17 protein-coding genes and 2 pseudogenes are annotated in these 17,678 nt (G+C 59.2%); 11 read left to right on the forward strand and 8 right to left on the reverse strand.

Translation table 11 applies throughout. The features are described 5' to 3' along the window. Window positions 1-277: 277 nt before the first annotated feature. On the forward strand, window positions 278-1,657 hold the full coding sequence (locus CIT26_RS36665; protein ID WP_167391473.1) for an AAA family ATPase: 1,380 nt from the start codon (window positions 278-280) through the stop codon (window positions 1,655-1,657). A 550-nt stretch (window positions 1,658-2,207) separates the two neighbouring features. Further along, the gene (locus CIT26_RS36670; RefSeq protein WP_167391474.1) at window positions 2,208-2,456 is read left to right on the forward strand and encodes a hypothetical protein; all 249 of its coding nucleotides are present in this window, start codon (window positions 2,208-2,210) and stop codon (window positions 2,454-2,456) included. A 40-nt stretch (window positions 2,457-2,496) separates the two neighbouring features. Here the strand turns inward: CIT26_RS36670 and CIT26_RS37730 are convergent, their stop codons facing one another. Next, on the reverse strand, window positions 2,497-2,751 hold the full coding sequence (locus CIT26_RS37730; protein ID WP_245319487.1) for a hypothetical protein: 255 nt from the start codon (window positions 2,749-2,751) through the stop codon (window positions 2,497-2,499). 133 nt (window positions 2,752-2,884) lie between these two features. Between CIT26_RS37730 and CIT26_RS19975 the strand changes: the two genes are divergently transcribed. The 6 genes and pseudogenes from CIT26_RS19975 to CIT26_RS20000 all read left to right on the forward strand — a co-directional run. Further along, window positions 2,885-3,502: a methyltransferase domain-containing protein gene (locus CIT26_RS19975; RefSeq protein WP_095494190.1), complete on the forward strand. Its 618-nt coding sequence runs from the start codon at window positions 2,885-2,887 to the stop codon at window positions 3,500-3,502. 212 nt (window positions 3,503-3,714) lie between these two features. Then, window positions 3,715-4,002: a transposase gene (locus CIT26_RS38980; RefSeq protein ID WP_167391475.1), complete on the forward strand. Its 288-nt coding sequence runs from the start codon at window positions 3,715-3,717 to the stop codon at window positions 4,000-4,002. A 115-nt stretch (window positions 4,003-4,117) separates the two neighbouring features. After that, window positions 4,118-4,477 carry a transposase gene (locus CIT26_RS19985; protein WP_167391476.1) on the forward strand — a complete coding sequence of 120 codons (360 nt, stop codon included), beginning with the start codon at window positions 4,118-4,120 and terminating at the stop codon, window positions 4,475-4,477. Next, on the forward strand, window positions 4,462-4,833 hold the full coding sequence (locus CIT26_RS19990) for a hypothetical protein (protein WP_342587026.1): 372 nt from the start codon (window positions 4,462-4,464) through the stop codon (window positions 4,831-4,833). The genes CIT26_RS19985 and CIT26_RS19990 overlap by 16 nt, the downstream gene beginning before the upstream one ends. Window positions 4,834-5,186: 353 nt before the next feature. Then, complete coding sequence (locus CIT26_RS19995; RefSeq protein WP_095494194.1) at window positions 5,187-7,499, forward strand: S9 family peptidase; 2,313 nt, start codon at window positions 5,187-5,189, stop codon at window positions 7,497-7,499. 139 nt (window positions 7,500-7,638) lie between these two features. After that, window positions 7,639-7,863, forward strand: a pseudogene (locus tag CIT26_RS20000) (DDE-type integrase/transposase/recombinase); the annotation flags it as partial. Between the two features lie 30 nt (window positions 7,864-7,893). On the opposite strand, the gene CIT26_RS20005 reads toward CIT26_RS20000, so the two are convergent. Together CIT26_RS20005 and CIT26_RS20010 are read right to left on the reverse strand one after the other, a co-directional pair. Further along, window positions 7,894-8,385, reverse strand: coding sequence for a hypothetical protein (locus CIT26_RS20005; RefSeq protein WP_143747875.1), 492 nt, complete (start codon window positions 8,383-8,385; stop codon window positions 7,894-7,896). A gap of 79 nt (window positions 8,386-8,464) precedes the next feature. Then, window positions 8,465-9,205, reverse strand: a complete 741-nt coding sequence (locus CIT26_RS20010; protein WP_095494196.1) for an NYN domain-containing protein — start codon at window positions 9,203-9,205, stop codon at window positions 8,465-8,467. 393 nt (window positions 9,206-9,598) lie between these two features. On the opposite strand from CIT26_RS20010, the gene CIT26_RS36680 reads away from it, so the two are divergent. Continuing rightward, complete coding sequence (locus CIT26_RS36680) at window positions 9,599-10,207, forward strand: hypothetical protein (RefSeq protein WP_167391471.1); 609 nt, start codon at window positions 9,599-9,601, stop codon at window positions 10,205-10,207. A 73-nt stretch (window positions 10,208-10,280) separates the two neighbouring features. Here the strand turns inward: CIT26_RS36680 and CIT26_RS20025 are convergent. Next, window positions 10,281-10,827 (reverse strand): annotated as a pseudogene (locus CIT26_RS20025) (recombinase family protein). Between the two features lie 110 nt (window positions 10,828-10,937). After that, complete coding sequence (locus CIT26_RS20030) at window positions 10,938-11,564, reverse strand: tetratricopeptide repeat protein (protein ID WP_143747876.1); 627 nt, start codon at window positions 11,562-11,564, stop codon at window positions 10,938-10,940. A gap of 95 nt (window positions 11,565-11,659) precedes the next feature. Between CIT26_RS20030 and CIT26_RS20035 the strand changes: the two genes are divergently transcribed. Then, a complete protein-coding gene (locus CIT26_RS20035) occupies window positions 11,660-11,962 on the forward strand; it encodes a hypothetical protein (protein WP_095494198.1) in 303 nt (100 codons plus the stop codon). A gap of 82 nt (window positions 11,963-12,044) precedes the next feature. On the opposite strand, the gene CIT26_RS20040 is transcribed toward CIT26_RS20035, so the two are convergent. The 3 genes from CIT26_RS20040 to CIT26_RS20050 form a co-directional block, all read right to left on the reverse strand. Beyond that, on the reverse strand, window positions 12,045-13,637 hold the full coding sequence (locus tag CIT26_RS20040) for a DUF2235 domain-containing protein (RefSeq protein WP_095494297.1): 1,593 nt from the start codon (window positions 13,635-13,637) through the stop codon (window positions 12,045-12,047). A gap of 171 nt (window positions 13,638-13,808) precedes the next feature. Then, the gene (locus tag CIT26_RS20045; RefSeq protein ID WP_095494199.1) at window positions 13,809-14,681 is read right to left on the reverse strand and encodes a hypothetical protein; all 873 of its coding nucleotides are present in this window, start codon (window positions 14,679-14,681) and stop codon (window positions 13,809-13,811) included. 69 nt (window positions 14,682-14,750) lie between these two features. Beyond that, window positions 14,751-15,170: an NUDIX hydrolase gene (locus CIT26_RS20050; RefSeq protein ID WP_167391477.1), complete on the reverse strand. Its 420-nt coding sequence runs from the start codon at window positions 15,168-15,170 to the stop codon at window positions 14,751-14,753. Between the two features lie 723 nt (window positions 15,171-15,893). On the opposite strand from CIT26_RS20050, the gene CIT26_RS20055 reads away from it, so the two are divergent. After that, window positions 15,894-17,606 (forward strand): phospholipase D-like domain-containing protein, encoded by a 1,713-nt coding sequence (locus tag CIT26_RS20055; RefSeq protein ID WP_095494201.1) that lies wholly within the window; start codon window positions 15,894-15,896, stop codon window positions 17,604-17,606. Window positions 17,607-17,678: the final 72 nt, after the last annotated feature.

The following is a 17,678-nucleotide window of genomic DNA, read 5'->3' on the forward strand; positions in this document are numbered from 1 at the left end:
TCGCTACAGCGCTATCGAGGGCGCGCTCGCGAGCGGCTTCGCTACCGCCGAGCTACACCACCTGTAGGGACGCGACCAAGGCCGCCAAGGCCGGGCCACCGGTTAGCAGGCAAACGATGTAGCGCAAACGGAGCGCCAATCCGGCACGCAAATTGCTTCGACTATCTTGTCAGTGGGACGTCAGCAATGCGTCGCGGAGCTCAGCGGCGCCGTGACGACACATGATGCAGGATCGCATTGATCTTCCGCTCAACTCAACTCGCAATAGGATGTTGCTATGACCGATATCGTTCCCTTTGCCTGGCAGGCACTGTGTCGGCATTTCAAAAACGATGATTTGACGGGTCTCGCTAGCTCGCGCAGAAAGTTTGCTCCATATCTCCTGCCGGATCTTCAAACCCTGATTGAATATCAGATTGCACCTCTGTCTCCCAAGCTCGTCGGCGTCCACCAGCGGCACGAGTTCGACGCCATGAAGCTGTCGGACATGGTCATTCGCGAGGGAGAAGCCGTCCTTGCGCTGACACCCTTGCAATATCAGGACATCGATATCGGCGAAGATGTGCCTTATGCGTCTCTGCACAATGGCCTATGGTTATTCCATATCGGCGAAGAGCCTGTCGCGATCTTGCTATCGCAGTTTTTTGACTACTTTGGCGGGCGAACGATTCAAGTGGAAATCGCTTATCTGCCTGGCGAGCAGGCATCCGCTTTCTCGCGCGAATTTCTTAGCAAGATCCAGGCGGCAGGCGAAAGTTCACGATACTACCGCAACAAGGTTCTCTCTTTCGAACCCGATGCACGAAACTCCGGGATGCCGGGTTCGATGCGGGTTCATCGCCTTCCTGCCGTACCCCGGAATGACGTGGTGCTTTCCGAGGCAACTATGGCGTGTCTTGATGCTCACATCTTCGATTTTGATCGACACCGAGAGGGGTTGAAGCGTCTCTGCCAATCGACGCAAAAAGGTGTTCTACTTTACGGGCCACCTGGCACAGGCAAGACGCACGTCATCCGTTATGTCTCTGCCAACCTACCCGGACGCACTACCGTTCTGGTTACGGCTGAGCAGACAATTGCGATTGGGTTCTACATCGCGCTTGCCCGCACCCTGCAGCCGAGCATCGTCGTGCTTGAGGACGTTGACCTGGTGGGCCGGTCGCGAGAAAATACTTATGGCCAAAAAGCCGAACGCCTCCTCAACCGTCTGTTGAACGAGATGGATGGTCTTGAACCAGATGCAGATATCCTCTTCATCCTGACGACGAACCGGCCGGAGGACATTGAGGACGCGCTCGCCTCGCGCCCCGGCCGCGTGGACGAAGCAATTGAGATCCCGCTTCCCGACGCCGGTTGCCGCGAGCGGCTGATCGCGCTGTATGGTCGTGCGCTCGTCTTCGAGGACGGAGCAGTAACGGATGCCGTCGCGCGCTCGGAGGACAGCAGCGCGGCTTATGTCAAGGAGATGGTCCGTCGTCTGGCTCAACGGAGCCTCGCGCGCGATGGCGGTGATGTCGTCTCGCGCGAGGATGTGGAGATGGTCTTCGGCGACACCCGAGCATTGTCCAGCCGTCTCAACAGACGCCTTGTCGGCCTCAGCGAGAAAGCCTCAAGAAGACAAAATCCCGAAGAGGATGAATGTGACTGCTGCGACTAAAGTTCTGCGGTCCGAGTTCGCGTTGCGCTGATTTTATGCTGCGCTCTAATCAGCGCGCATGTAGCACCAAGGGCGTCCCTCTGCCATGCCTGGTCCGCTCGATGCGGGCCAGGAACGCATGATGTGTGGACGAAAGTGCGCCTGGCCGTTTGGATGGCGCGAGCACTCCCGCACCACTCCGATCCGCCGCACCCATTCTTCCGATCAGCGGGTTTGAGCCGCCATGTCGTTTTTGGATGTCATCTTTCGTCCCTTCGAGACGCTTATCTGCCCACTGGAAACTACGCGCCGTTGCCGGCGACAGGCCCCTTTGCGCTGCTTCCGCATTTCGCACGCATGTTCCGCGGCGTGCTGGCGGCCATCGCCGTCTTCATAATGGCGGTCGAAGGAATCAACCTCGCGGTAATCTCTCGGGTCATCGTGGACGGGGTGAGCGCGAAGGTGCGGGGGGCCTGGAGGAACGCAATCGAAGGCGTTCTCTTCAGTGCCAAGACGTCGTCCTATCTGGGGAATCCCGAACCGAAGCATCGGGCGGATCTGCCATACTCCGTTGAAGCTGAAGCGTCGACCCGTCACAACGCGGTTACTGGCGACGTCAGCCAAAACCGGGGCCTTTGCCGACTTCCAGAACGAGATCTGGGAGGCGGTCAGCGTGATGCGTCAACTGCGCGTCGAGTTCCTTGATGGCGGCTGTGGCGTTGCGCTTGAGCCGCGCGTCGGTAAGGGCGATGCGCCGAGCATCCGCTTCGAAATACGCGCGAATTGCGCCTCGACCCAACAGAGGTTCGAGTGGGAGTGAGGGACCGGCGCAAGTACCCGGCTCGTCGAACGCACCTTCGCTATGTGCTTCCTTGTCCGGTGCTTCTCAATCTCATTTGCCTACCGCGATTGATGTGAACTCCGTTTAGAAAGGGTTGTAAGGGCACCTCAGGGATTCTGGAAGGCCACTCGCCGGGATTGAGCACCCGGCACAAGTCCAGCCGAGCCTTCGACGCGGTCGCCGGATCGGTGATCTGCTGCAGCGCCCGGAGGCCGGAACGGCGCACGGCGTTTTCCTCGCGCACCGTCGTCAGCGCCTCGATGATCGGCGACACGCCATAAAGGTCGCCCTCGTAGCGCCGCCAGTTGAAGGTGTCGCTTTGCTCGAAGCCCGGATGTCATTGACGGGCAGGTCGAATTCGCTATTCAAGCCAGGCGCGGCGGGCCGTTAAGGAGATCGATGTGACAATGACGGAAAGCCTACCCGGTGCCTTGAAGAGACGAAGCAAACAGGCTGCAAAGCGGCTGCTCGGCTACGACTCCCGTAACTGGCTGCGCATCAGGCAGATCGAGGCGTTCACCGCGTTTCTTGAGGCGGACGGCCGCAAATCCTCCCCTGTGATCGAGGTTTCGCCCGGCTGGAACCGCTATTGGAAGACGATGTGCTCCGACTACACGTCAGTCGATTTCCCCGAATTCGACATCTGCAAGGACCGCACCGAGAGGCAATATTCCGTCGTCATCGCCGACCAGGTGCTGGAGCATGTGCAGCGGCCGCTGGCCGCGGCCGAGCACATCCATGCGATGACCGCGCCCGGAGGCTGGGCGATGGTGGCGACGCCGTTCCTGTTCAGGGTGCATGCCAGGCCGCACGATTACAACCGCTGGACCCCCGCCGGCCTGAAGCAGCTGCTGGCCGAAGGCGGCTTTCCGGACGCTGGCATTGAGGTGTTCAGCTGGGGCAACAAAGCCTGCGCAAAAGCCCATATCGGCGGGCCGGTGCGCTCCTATGGCATGTGGCGCGACCTCAGCAACGACGAGGAATACCCGCTGATGGTCTGGGCGTTCGCGCGCAAGCCGGGGTGACAGCCAATCTCCCCCCTTGAGGGGAGATGTCGCCGAACGCGACAGAGGGGGGCCGTGCGACCTGGCGCGACCTCCTTATCACCGACAGGAAGGCTGGCGCTCCACGCGAGACGACCCCCCTCTGGCCTGCCGGCCATCTCCCCCTCAAAGAGGTCTTTGCACAGAAGCCGAACGGTGATTCTGTGGTGATGGTGGCAGCAGGGAGATCGGGGATGGCGGATCGTGTTCTGGGTCAGTTGAGTCTTGCGGACGGTCTTGCGGCGTCGGATGAGACGATTCGAACATTGCTGGGTCATCTCAGCGGTCCCGGCTCCGGCAACACCAGTTATCCGGCGGAGCCACTGGTGCGCTGTCTTTTGCTGGGCATGTGGCATGGGCTGAGCGATCCAGCGATTGAGGCGCAGATCCGTGACCGGTTGTCGTTCCGCCGCTTGCCGGTTTCAGCCTTTCGGATCGCACGCCCGACCATTCGACACTGTGGCGCTTCCGCGAGGAGCTGACGCGCGAACGGCTGATCGACAAGGTGTTCGAGGAGATCAACCGTCAGCTGGAAGAGAAGGGCCTGATCGTCAAGCNTTCCGCGAGGAGCTGACGCGCGAACGGCTGATCGACAAGGTGTTCGAGGAGATCAACCGTCAGCTGGAAGAGAAGGGCCTGATCGTCAAGCTCGGCACGCTGGTCGATGCCACGTTCCTGCAGGCGGGCAGCCAAGGCCCGGTCAAGCCGGCGGCCGACAAAGATGCGCGCTGGGGCAAGAAGGGCAAGAAGAGCACCTTCGGCTACAAGATGCACATCGGCGTCGACCAGGAACACACCTTGATCCGGCGTGTCGAGGTGAGCGACGCCTCGGTCACCGACACCGAGCCAGCCGACGCACTGATCAGCGGCGATGAAAAGGCGGTCTATGCGATCAGGCCTACCACACACATGCCCGCCATGCCCGGCTCGCCAAGGCCAACATCAAGGATCGGCTGATGCGGCGGCCCAACAAGCATCACCCCGAGTTGCCGCCGCGCCACAAGCTGCGCAACCGGCTGATTGCCAAGGTGCGGGCGGCGGTCGAGCGGCCTTTCGCCGTGTTCAAGGAATGCTACGGCATGCGGCGCATGCGCTTCTTCAGTCTCGCCGCCAATCGTACGCAGTGCACGCTGGCCGCCTTTTGGCAACCCGGCGTGCAACAGGTCAATATCACTTGGCATTGTCCGACGCCCGACGAATGTCGGACATGCGACATAGCCGGTCCGATCGATTGCCTTGTATCTAAACGGGTTTTTCCTTTGGCGCGCATATTGCAAGGTGTCATCCGCAAACGCGTCACGGACCGACGATAGTCATGCGGAGAATGTCGAAATGTTAGCCCAATGCTTTCTGCCGGGGCATATGTCCAGGACCTTCCAGATGCAGAAGAAGGAAGAGGCCGTGATCGGCAAGTGTCATCGGGCGTTGAATATTCCCTGATTGTGGGCATCGAAAATTCCCTGGTTGGCGCGGATACCAACTCTGCAATCGGTCCACCCGGCTAGTTCCTGGATCTCCGCGTAGGGCGCACGGTCATAGTGACTGGGGTCTCGGCTGCACCCGCGTGGAGGGCTCCTACAGAGGAAACGCTCAACGCTGCTGCACACCGTCATTGAGAAGGCAAACCCAAGATGCGGCACTCAATAGCCAAACGAGGCAAACAGCCATGTACAAGATCGGCGCTTTAATGCTCGCGCTATTCGTTCAGGGGGGATCGCAATCGGCAACTGCTCAGGCGCTGGCGAACGGTTCGATTGTTTCGCATCCGCCGGTAGCGCCGGCCGATTTCGAGCGGGCACTCACGATCAACGATCGCTATGGCGGGCTAACTGTCAATGTCCCCGAAGTGCCGTTCTGGCTGACCGGGGCCGACGCGTTCGTCTACCGCCGGACTACCCACGGCGAGCACCAGGTCATGCTGGTCGATGCTGCCACGGGTGTGAAGCGGCCCGCCTTCGATCAGGCCCGCCTAGCGGCGGCGCTAAACAGGGCGAGCCATAAGAGCTATCAGGCCGACGATCTTCCCTTCGACCGTTTCGAACTGACCGACGATGGTCGCAGGCTCGATTTCCTGATTGAGCATGTCCGGTGGAGCTGCGACCTTGCAAGCTATGCCTGCACCAGCACCACATTGGATGTGGACGCCCCGGACTTTCAGCAGCTCAGCCACTACTACACGCCACTGGCGGAGAATAACCCCGACCAGAGGAGCGTGTCGCCCGACGGCAAATGGATCGCCTATATCAAGAACTACAATGTTTTCCTGCGCAGCAAGGACGGATTGCAGGATGTCCCGCTGAGCTGGGACGGATCGGAAGCCAATTACTACGTCTTTTCGACGCTGAGCTGGTCCCCAGACTCGCGCCACCTCGCGGCCTACCGCATTCGCCCCGGCTACAAGCGGGAGATCCACTATGTCAATTCGTCGACGACGGACCAGCTTCAACCTGAATATCCCACAATGGTCTATCTCAAGCCGGGTGATGTCCTTCCGCTACCCCAGCCGGCGCTGTTCGACATTGCCGGCCGGCGCCAGATCGTGATCGACAATGCCCTGTTTTCGAATCCCTTCGAACTTTCCTCTCTCCAATGGTGGGAGGACGGCCGCGGCTTCACCTTCGAATATAACCAGCGCGGGCATCAGCTCTATCGTCTGGTCGAGGTAGACGCCGCCACGGGCCGCGCGCGCTCGCTGATCGATGAGATCAGTAAGACCTTCGTTGATTACCAGCCGCTGGTGATGAACCAGCGCGGTACCGGGAAAACCTTTCGTTACGATGTCGATGACGGGAAGGAGATCATCTGGGCGTCCGAGCGCGACGGGTACGAGCATTTGTATCTTTTCAACGGCCGGACGGGCGCGCTCGAGAACCAGATCACCCGAGGTGAGTGGGTGGTCCGGGGGGTCAACTATATCGATCCGGTCAAGCGCCAGATCTGGTTCGAGGCGAGCGGGATGAACCCGGAGGAGGACCCCTATTTCGTCCATGCCTACCGCATCGGCTTCGACGGCAAGGGGCTGACTGCACTCACGCCCGAACCGGCCAACCACCATATCGAGTTCTCGCCCGACGGCCGCTATTATGTCGATCTCTGGTCACGCATCGATCTGCCGCCGCGCATGGTGCTCTACCGGGCCAGCGACAACGCCAAACTCATGCAGGTCGAGACCGCCGACATGTCCGAGCTCGTCGCCGCCGGCTGGCAGCCGCCGCTCAGCTTCCATGCCAAGGGGCGCGACGGCAAGACTGATATCTGGGGCGTGATCCACCTGCCAGCCAACTTCGATCCGACGAAGAAATACCCGGTGGTGGAGAATATCTATGCCGGGCCACAGGGCTCCTTCGTCCCAAAATCCTTCTCAACGAGGATGGAGCCGCTCACGCAGTTAGGTTTCGTCGTCGCGCAGATCGACGGCATGGGTACTAACAACCGCTCGCGCGCTTTCCATGATTCTGCCTGGAAAAATCTGAAGGACGCAGGGTTTCCCGATCGCATCCTGTGGCACAAGGCGGCGGCCGCGAGGTATCCGTGGTACGATATCTCCAACGTCGGCATTTTCGGCACGTCCGCCGGCGGTCAAAGCGCGGTGAGCGCGCTGCTCTTCCATCCCGATTTATACAAGGTCGCGGTCGCCAACAGCGGCTGCTACGACAACCGGATAGACAAGATATGGTGGAACGAACAGTGGATGGGGTGGCCAGTCGGCATTGAATATTCGCAATCCTCCGCCGTCGACAATGCTCACAGGCTGCAGGGCAAGCTGATGATCGTGGTCGGCGAATTGGACCACAATGTCGATCCGTCCTCCTCGTTCCAGCTTGCCGATCGGCTCATCAAGGCAGGAAAAGATTTCGACATGATCTATGTGCCTGGTGCCGATCACGGTGCGCCAGGCACCTATACCCAGCGCAAACTCCTGGACTTCTTCGTTCGGAACATCCTCGGTCAGACCCCACCCAACTGGAACGCCACATGAATCGAGCTGCAAAAGGACAAATCGTTACGATGATGGCGCCTGTCTCTCCGAGTCGAGGGACGCGCCGCCCCAGATCCAGTCCTCCCGTCGCTAGCGGCGAAGGCGTCCAAGGGATCGGTCACGGCGGTCGCTGAAGCCGATCCGCATCCGGCAGAGCCAATACCTTAACAACCGGATCGAGCAGGATCACCGGCGCATCAAGCGCCGCATCCGATCCATGCTTGGCTTCAAGTCGGTGGCAACCGCCACAACCATTTTATCCGGCCTCGAGATGATCCACATGATGCGCCAACGACAGGCGAGGTACGCCTACAACCCAAACCCTTCGATCGCCGAGCAGTTCGAAATCCTCGCTGCCTCATAGACAGGCAAAACTCCCTGTTCACGGCCTACCTCAGAGTTTGCGACAGAACCCGTCATAGACGTGCTCATTCACCACTTGTAGCGCCTTGAGTTCGTCGTGGTCGATCCAGTGAATGTCTTCCGGAAAGGTCTGAGACATGACCGAGAACAGCGAGGGGTCGGCACGAATATCACTGAGATACGCGGTCACGTCGGCAGCGAGTAGCTGTGTGATCGAAGTTGCCTTAGAAGGGCTCAGGGTGCTTGCGTCGCGGAAGGAAAATTGGTGGACGCCGATGCGGCTCCCAGGATCAAGGAAGCGATAGGTCGCACCTAAGTAAATGAGGATGCAGGCGCTGGCGCAATCTGCCGGCGTCGCCGTCGGCTCCCGCTTGATCCCGACACTTGAGGTTATCGTGATTGGGAACCTCGTTGGCAAGCGGCCAATATCCAGAGCTTCGGTGACAGAGCCGCCTGGGAACTGATGGTCACGTCGAGACGAGCAGCAGGGCTTTTGAGGTCGAGGACGCGGATCGCGTTCCAAACCTTCTCCGCGTCACCACTCTCTAGAGACCCAGACAGATAGACGCTGGTGACCAGGTGAGCGCGGACTGACAGCTTCCTTATTTGAGCTTTACCATAATGACTTTTGGGTTCTCTCCGACGCGTTCGACATCGACAATGCTGGAGGCCTCGACGAGATCACTGAGACGCGGAAAGCCGTAGTTGCGTGCGTCAAAGTCTGGGGCCTGTTTCGCCAAGTGTGCCCCGACGCGAGCAAGGTTGGCCCGCCCATCTTCATCGGCCGAGGCTGCGACCGCTTTTGACAGCATATCGAGCGTTGCCTTATCGAGCTTGCTCTGCGCAGCAGCCGGTTTGGTGGCTGCTGTCTTCGGCAGGGGGGCGGCTGCCGACTGTTCGGATGTGTTGAGGACATCGAAATAAACGAACTTGTCGCAAGCCGTAATGAAAGGACGGGGCGTCTTGCGCTCACCGAAGCCATAGACTGTGACGCCTTGCTCGCGAATCCTTGCCGCCAACCTTGCAAAATCGCTATCGCTCGAGACGATGCAGAAGCCGGAGAATCGGCCAGTGTACAGCAGGTCCATGCCGTCGATAATCATCGCGCCATCGGTCGCGTTCTTTCCCGTCGTATAAGCGAATTGCTGGACCGGCTGGATCGAGTGCTCGAGCAAGCATTCTTTCCACCCTTTGAGATTTGGGCCGGTCCAATCTCCGTAGACGCGTTTGACACTGGCAGTGCCATAATTAGCGATCTCGGCCAGGAGGCCGACGATGATCTTTGGCGACGCATTGTCGCCGTCGATCAACAGGGCAAGAGTGGACGTCGTATCGGTTGCCATCGTCACTCTTTGTGCCAGTTGCTCGCGAAAGCCGCAACGCCCATGTAAATAGAACCCGCGCCGCGAGAAGGCGTCTCGTAAGCAGCCACCGTTGACTATCATACGGAATGAGAACATTTAGGAACATATTCATATTTGAAGCAACGGCGTGAGACGATGAGCGATGAAGTAGGCTCGACTACGCGCAAGGAAACGACACTCTACGAGCTGAGGTCGTGAAACCGATTCATCCCAAGGCCATGCCGGTCATTCTGACGGAGCCAGCCGAAATCGAGTTATGTCTTACAGCGGAGTGGACGGACGCGAAGCGACTGCAGAGGCAATTCCCGTCTGAGGCCATGATGCTGCTGCCGCTCGAGGGTGCAGAGCAAGAACTGCTCAAGGCAGGAAGTCGTGTCATGCGCTGCGAAGGCGGAGGGAGGAGCAGAAGCCGGATTCGCCGGCAAATTCAGCTTCTTCGAGACGACTTCAGCCCAGGCCAGCAACGAGACGCTGCTCAGCACACTCGAGGCAGAACTGGCGCGGCGCGCGTTTCCTTTCGAGCGCAAGAGCTATGCCGAGATCACCGAGGCGATCGAGCCTGTGGTGATCAAGCACTATAATCGGCCCGAAGCTGCGATTTTGGCCAACTCGCGGAACAATCAGAGAACTTCACGGCTTGTTCTCCTTGGCTTGCAGGAGCATGGCGACATTTTCGGCGGCAAATTCGAACCCTCTGCGGTCGGGAATTCGCTCAGCGGAGATCGGGTAGCGTGGCCGCTTTGGATCGATGCCGGTGGTCCGGAACTGTTCGCTTCCGGTGCGGAACTCGCGTCCGAAGTCCGAAGGGGCCAATCCGAAGTGCTCTGCCAGAAACTCGAACCTGTCTTTTTCGAGATTGAATGCCGTGCCGTCGGAAGCGGGAATGCTGACCGGAACACGGGCTCGAAGGAGAAGCCGGTATCCGTGCCGCGCCATCCGGCGCCCTCGATGACCAGGCCGTGGTCCTCAGCGATCTTCTAGCAGACCTCGAGCATGCGGGTCTGGATCTCTTCGCATGTCGCTGGCGTCAGACGGGTTATGAGCCTGCCCTTCATCATTTGCCCTTCCTCACCTGATAGACAGTACCGCGTGAGACGCCGAGATCGCGGGCGATTTGTGTTGGGCCCTGACCCTGTTTAAGCCTTTGCTGGATCGCGTCGCGGTCGATTTTCGGCGGCCGGCCCTTGTATGTGCCGCGCTTCTTGGCGGCAGCGATTCCCTCCGCCTGGCGCTCGCGCCGCAGATTGGTCTCGAACTCGGCAAAGACACCAAGCATGTCAAAGAAGGCCTTACCGGCGGCGGTCGACGTATCGACAGGTTGTTCTGTCGCGGAGAGATGCGCGCCCTTCGTCTTGAGCTTGTCCACGATCACCTGCAGGTCGCGCAGCGATCTGAGCCCGGCGGTCGATCCGAGTGACGACAAGCGTCTCGCCAGCATGAATGAAGTCGAGAATGGTGTTGAGTTGCGGACGGCCTTCCAGGGTAGAGCCGCTCTTCTGCTCCTCGCGAATGACCTCGCAGCCGGCGGCCTTGAGCGCGGCGATCTGCGCGGCGAGGTTCTGGTCAGTGGTGGAGGTGCGGGCGTATCCGATGCGGGTCATGCAAACTGTTCGCCGGCGCGATGCTCTGTTCATTAACGCAGATCGAGCCCAAAATATACAGACTTTCCGGTCGCGACGTGTTCATGGCGGATGCCATCGGTTCCGGGCGGTCAGTTACGTCTTCGTGGTTTCAGCTTTCTGGTCACCTCCGCCAGCCACGCGACTGCACCGGGCGTGGCCTGCCAGGCCTGGCCGTTTTCCTCGACGTGGTCAGCTGCCTCATCCTCGCCCCCCAAGGTGATATAGCCGTCGATGGAAGCAACCAAAGGCTGCTTGCCGGAAAGGACGCCAGGCACATGGCTGTTCGCGAGCCAGGCCTCCTCGGCAAGCTTGCCGGCGCCCGGATCGTTTTCACGAAAGGCAAGAAGTGCCCGCGTGTAGAGCCATGCAGCAGCGCCATCGTCTTCGTGCTGTTTGAGAAGCTTCCTCAGGGCCTTGATATCGTCGCGCGCCAGCAAATGCCCGGCCAGCACGTAGCGGATGCCCTGATTGTCATTCGGATTGAGCTTGCGCATTGCCTGATAATGGTCGATGGCCTTCTGATGCTGACCAAGCCGCCAGAGTACGGCGGCAAGACCTGCCCGCGCCCGCATGTAGGGGCGCGTCTCGAGAAAACCCCAGAAGCGACCGGCATATTCCTCAAACCCGTCAGGGCCCAGCGCCTCTTCACCCGCCGCGACGCCCTTCTGGTAGTAGTCCAGCACTTCCTCGACAGACCCCGCCTCTTCTTCGGCCAACAGCGGCAACCAGCGAAGCTGGCGCCAAGCCGGTTGATGCCAAAGTTATCGATTCCAGCGGCCATCGTGTTGCCAACGCAGCCCAGGCACCGCCGATGACCGTCCCAGCTCCCAATGCGTGGTACGAGCAGTGCACGCAATATACTGTTGCGGCGCTCGAACTCGCGTTGCGCTACGACATGACCCAACAGGCCGACATCGCCCGGCTGGTTTTTGGGGTCGCCTATGTCCAACCCGACGCCGAACTGCGCATGCGGGCAAGAGCGATTCTGGCGCGTTCGCAAGCCAGGACCGCAACAGCTGTGTCCGGTCTTGCGATGGCGGAACGGATTCCGGATGCGACCTGGAGCCTGCGGGCGCTGGATGACATACTTTCCGACAGAGGGATCGTCCGCTAACTCTAAAATAGAACTCATGACACGGCGATACGCGTACGGATCGGGTTCGGGCGGAAAAACATCGCCGAGGGCCTGGCAGCCTTCAGGGCCTATCTACAATCGAACCGGTGAGCAGCGACGTCGTTTCAACAGAAGAGTCCGTTGAGGAAATGGGCGTGCCATCTTCGATGTAATAGTGCGCAAATTTCTTGTGGTTGCGCAGAGCCTGAGGTCGGTAGGGGAAGAGCCCGGCACACTGCGGCACGTCGGTGAACTCAAAGCGAGCATCGACAAAGGGGTGGACGACAGCTTCCGGATTGATTTCCCGGATCTTGACTTTGTACCCCAGTTTGGCGGTCAACCCCGATGGCCAGGTGGGGGCCCGGCTTGCAATCGCATCTTTCATACCCGCCACCTCACAATGCTGGAGGCCATCCGCGGACGGAAAGAGATGCAGTGCCGTACCGCTTTCCATGGACCGTTCGAATCTCGCACCCTTGACAACGACCGGGCCGATAACAAGTCCATCCGGGATGGCGGTCGCTTCTTGGATCATCCAAAGAAGCGCAATGTCGGACAAACGCGACTCATTCTCGGGATAACTTCCGCCAATATCCGAGTGATTGCCGGCAAACCACCACTGCTTGAGGACATCATGGCCGTCAATTGTTGTGGGCGCGGTTGCGGTTTGCCCCCACCCGGCCCTCGCGAAATCCTCACGCGTTTCATCAATGGCATTTGCCGATCGAGCAAAGTTGACGAACCGGCTTAGAAGACGGTCAAAGTTGTCCCCCTTCCACTCAGCGACGTGGCTGCGGACATCACCCGGGTTCGGAAAGTCTCGGATGGTCTTGCGCACGGATCGACGCTGCTTTTGGTGGAGCACTACCAAGCCTGCAGCCGCTCCGGCCGCTACAATCGTCCCGAATACCCACCAGAATGAAAGCCAGAAACTGGCGAGCGCCGCAATGATCAGAGCGGGCACCAGCGCCAGTACCGCACTAAGGCCAAACACACTGGCATACAGGGCGGTTTGGATTATGGCGCGCCGCAGTCCCTTTGCGCCCAGCGCCGCCACCGTATCGAATACGCCGATGAAATGAGGCGCCGCATTTGAGCGGTTCACTTCTCCGGTCTCGTGATGCGAGCTGTACTTTTCACGAAATCGGCGCGCAAGTTCAAGGCGCTCATCCTCATAGTCTTTGCGCGGATGCCCAGCGCCATGCTCAAGCACGGTGCGTACCGCTTCCTCAGCAATATCACGCGTCGCCTTTCGAAATCGAGGAAGAGGAGCATCCCCCATGCAGCTCGGTACGCCGCAAAGCATGAGAAGGTTGGCAACCGCTCTGACGGTGTATGCGCCTCTGCTAAAGCCAAAAAGGAAGATACGATCTCCCGGTCGATAGTGATTGATGATGAACTCGTAGCAATCCGCAATGTTGGTGGTGATACCGGTGCCCGAAACGGACGCAAGCAGCTTCTGGACCCGCCGGACGACATCTGTCATCCCTGTTGCGGTCGTTTCCGTGCCCAGTCCTGGGTCATAGAAGGAAACTTGATGGGCTGGGTCGACCGGACTCTCCGGACCGACACGACAGGCCCGATAGAGCTTGTAAACATTGCTCATCCGCTGTTCTGCTCGAACACCACCGTCCTGGCCAGTCCCGTCTGAGAACACTGCGATATTCTTGCTCAAGCTGAAATGCCTCCCAGAATCAGTACCTAGCGTAAAACCAGCTTCCCAGTTATCCCAGATCGTCGCGAACAAACCCACTGGCTTCATTGAGCCCTTGGAGAACCTCGACCACCTGGTTCAGGTGAACACATGTAGCGAGACCGACCCACTGTCAGATCGAAGTGCCGTGAGTCAGCTAATCTCTTGAATAGAGGTCGATGGCACTTGGGTCGACCTGGAGCCGGAACTCATATGCGCGGCCAACTTCTTGGGATCCGTGAACCGGCTGTGATTCCACAGCAAGGCCATGAAGCTTACGGTCATGCGCTCCCAGGCAAGCGCCGCTAGCGCGGTGAGCAGGAAACCGGCCGCCGTGGCGCCTACCGCCGTGGTTTGATCGTCCGAGAACACGATCGCAGCAGCGGCTGCCAGGAGATGCAACCCAAACCAGGCGGTCACGGCGCTAGCAAGCCATGATGCACGGCTTGGCACAGTAGCCGCGGGTGTCGAGGTGCGTGGCGCTTTCAGCCACCAGCGGGCGATCACGACCGCTGAGATGAGCGCCACGAGTTCGAACAGCGGAAACAACACGGCAGCCTCTGCGTTAGCCATTTGCTTACGGGTATCCGGCGGCCAGCCGCCGATGATTGCCGACACAGTGAGCACCGGCGTCAGAACGACCATATTGCGGGCGACGCGAATGCGAGTGCGCAGCGCCTCCATGGCGCGCACTGCCGCTTCGCTTCCGTTGACGAGTATCTGGATCCGAAGCCAGTCCTCCGGGAAGACGTCTTGAACCAAGCCGCTCCCGACGAGCGCGTTGCGCTCTGCCGTCACCTTCTCCGCGAATTTGAGCCTGACCAGACCGAGCCACCCTTCGAGGATGGTGTCGGTCGAGCGGTCGATGATGACGCCGAGCGCGAAGCCAAGCGCGATGGCGACGGCGAGCGCATCGGTCGAAAGCCCGAAACCGAGCAGCCCCATGCTGTAAGCCGGGAAGAAGAGCGCCGCCAGCGTGATCAGGCCGGCCAGGACCAGCTCGACTAAAAGCTCGCCGATGTTCATGCGAGCCCTTCTCCAGCGGAACCTTCGCCGCGGTACCTCACACCAATGCGCCGCGGCGTGACGTTCATGCTAGCGCGCCTTCTCCAGTAGGCCGGCTGCCCGGGCAATCAGCTCGCGCGATTCCGCAAAGGTGATGCGGCTGAGCGCTTCCTCTAGCCCGAACCAGCCAAAGCGGCGCCCTTCGCGGTCTTCTCCATCTCCCGCCGCCAACATCAGGAAGAAGGCAATGCGCTGGGGCTGGCCGTAGACGACCAGCTCGAGATCGCCCAGCGGCCGGACGACGCGCGTGCGCACGCCGGCCTCTTCCTCAACCTCGCGCACCGCCGCCTGATCGGGCTGCTCGCCCTCCTCGATGTGACCCTTAGGCAGCACCCACTCGCCCGGCTGACGGCGCGCAGTGACCAGCAGGAACTCGACCGAGCCGTCGCGGGAGCGGTAGACTACGCCGCCGGCATGTGTAAGGGTTTCTGAAGGAGAACGGTCGGTCACTAAGGCGGCCTCGAGCATTTCAGTCCGATCTTATCCGAGCTTTAGAAAGCGGCAAGGGGATGCGGGGAGTATCGTCATTTGGGCTCGCACCTCAGGATGGAGATCTGTGCCGGGCTTGCGGGAGTAGTCCAAAAGGCTAGTGGGTCGAACGCGACGGTGCGACAGAGCCGGCCGAAGCACAAATCCGTCCTTCGACCGAGACGTCTTCGGCCATTGCGCTCACCAACCTGCGTATCTCCACAGCCGAACGCACTGAAGGAGGTGACCGATATGGCCCCTGAACAAAGGAGCATGGATTCCCCCAGCCTCAACAATAACAGTGTTGGGGCGAGAGACGAAGTGTGAAGATCGGCGATATTTGTGTGTATAAGACTATTGCTAACAGGTCAGATTTTGACGTTTGTTTATGCTGGCGTTTTGGCATCGATCGATGCACATTGTCGTATTAAATAGGTCTGCCGAGAGTTTGCGCGGCACAGCGGCGCTTCAGGACTGTCACAAAACAGAAATAATGTCGCGGCTAGTTTGATTACGGGGGGAGGTTTGCGGATGCGGGTCTTTCTGATTGCAAAATACCGCAAGTCGAGGCTCGGCATGCTCGACCGTCAGCTCGGCAGGGCGGGATAACATTGGCTGCGCTTCTCAATGAGGCATTTCAGGTTCGCGGGTGCCCATAGACAAGAACCTAAAACGGAAAAGGCAGGGTCATTTCGGGAGGGGAATATGGCAGGTGAATTCCAGGTCAGTGGCAAGAACAGTGCCGCACTCTTTTCGCTCAAATTGCACAGGGGCGACGGGATGGCCCTAATCGCGATGAACTGGAAAGAGGGTAAGCCCCCAAAGGAATTTGTGGGCTTTGCTATTGAGTATAAGGAACCGGGGGGTGACCGGTTCTACGCGCTCAAAAATCGCATCGCGTTTCCAGGCCTTGGCGGAAAGGTCGACCCAAACCGCATGTCCACTCTAAGGTCACCTATTCAGAAGTTCCGCTGGGTTCATTTCCCACGCGATGCCGAACTCAAGGGCGAATTTGTTTATCGCGTCTCGCCTGTCTTTATGAACAAGCAGGATGAATTGAGTTATGGGGAGCAGCAACACGCGGCAATTGAGTTGCGACGAGAAACCTATCCAGGGCAGTTGAATATCACCTACACGCGGGGCTTCGTGTCCTCCCAAGCGTTTGTCGATCGCTATGAATCTGCTGGAAAAATCTCCACGCTGCTTCCTAAATCAGCCGCGAAGGGGCTGAGTTTTGTTCCTACCCACCCGAAGGCGATCGCTGCCTTAGCATGGATGGGATTTGAGGCGCGTCACGCGATTCTCGAGGCGCTCGATCAGGCGATTGCCGCAGGAGCAGAGGTTCGGGTCGTGGCGTACGATCTGAGCGAACCAGACGTGGTCTCGCGGCTTGAAAAGCTTGGCAACAAACTCATGATCATTATTGACGACAGCCCCGAACATAAAAAGTCTGGGTCAGGCGAAAACCAGGCAGCAGAGCGACTCGCGCAAACGGCTGGTGCTAACAATGTCAAGCGGCAGCACATGGGCAGCCTGCAGCACAACAAGACGATCGTCATCAATGGTCCCAACCTTCAGAAGGTCGTCTGCGGCTCGACAAATTTCACGTGGCGGGGCTTCTTCGTCCAGTCCAACAACGCGCTGGTGGTCGATGGAGCCACCGCGGTCCAGTCCTATCTCCTTGCCTTCGACGGCTATTGGGCATCCGATGATCGCGAAGTTTTCGGCGGTTTGGCATCTGCGGAATGGGCGGACCTCGGTTTGGCTGGAATTGATGCAAAGGTAACATTCTCTCCGCACTCCAGTGACAATGCGCTACTCGACAACGTCGCCGCCGACATAGGCGAGACCAAGTCATCTCTATTCTTCTCCCTTGCCTTCTTGCACCAGACGCCCGGGTCGGTAACCGAGGCGATCAAGAGGGTTGTCAAGGACAAGGAAATCTTCGTCTACGGCATTTCCGACAAGGAAGTTGGAGGCATCGACGTACAATTGCCCGACGGTAAGGTCGCGCCTGTTTTTCCGGCTGAACTGGCGGAGAATCTACCGGAGCCCTTCAAGAAAGAGCCCACCGCCGGCAACGTGGGGACTCGGATGCATCATAAGTTCATCGTGATCGATTTCGACAAGCCCACTGCTCGTGTCTACACCGGCTCATACAACTTCTCTGACCCCGCTGATCGCAAGAACGGAGAAAACCTGGTCCTCTTCAAAGACCGTCGGGTTGCTGTATCCTACATGATAGAGGCGATCCGCATCTTCGATCACTATCATTTCAGAATCGCGCAAAAGAAGGCGGCGACGGCTAAGACAAAACTTCAACTTGCCAAACCGCCGCGGACCAAGGGCGAGAAGCCATGGTGGGCGGAAGACTATGAGGTGACGCGGAAGATCAAAGATCGGCTGCTGTTCGCATAGAGTGGCCGGTATGCTCCGACGAATGGCCTGCTGCGATCTCGGATTGAGGAGAAGGTCCAGCTGGTTCCGATA

Origin of the sequence: Mesorhizobium temperatum, assembly GCF_002284575.1 — a bacterium.
In the GTDB taxonomy this organism is placed as follows: domain Bacteria; phylum Pseudomonadota; class Alphaproteobacteria; order Rhizobiales; family Rhizobiaceae; genus Mesorhizobium; species Mesorhizobium temperatum.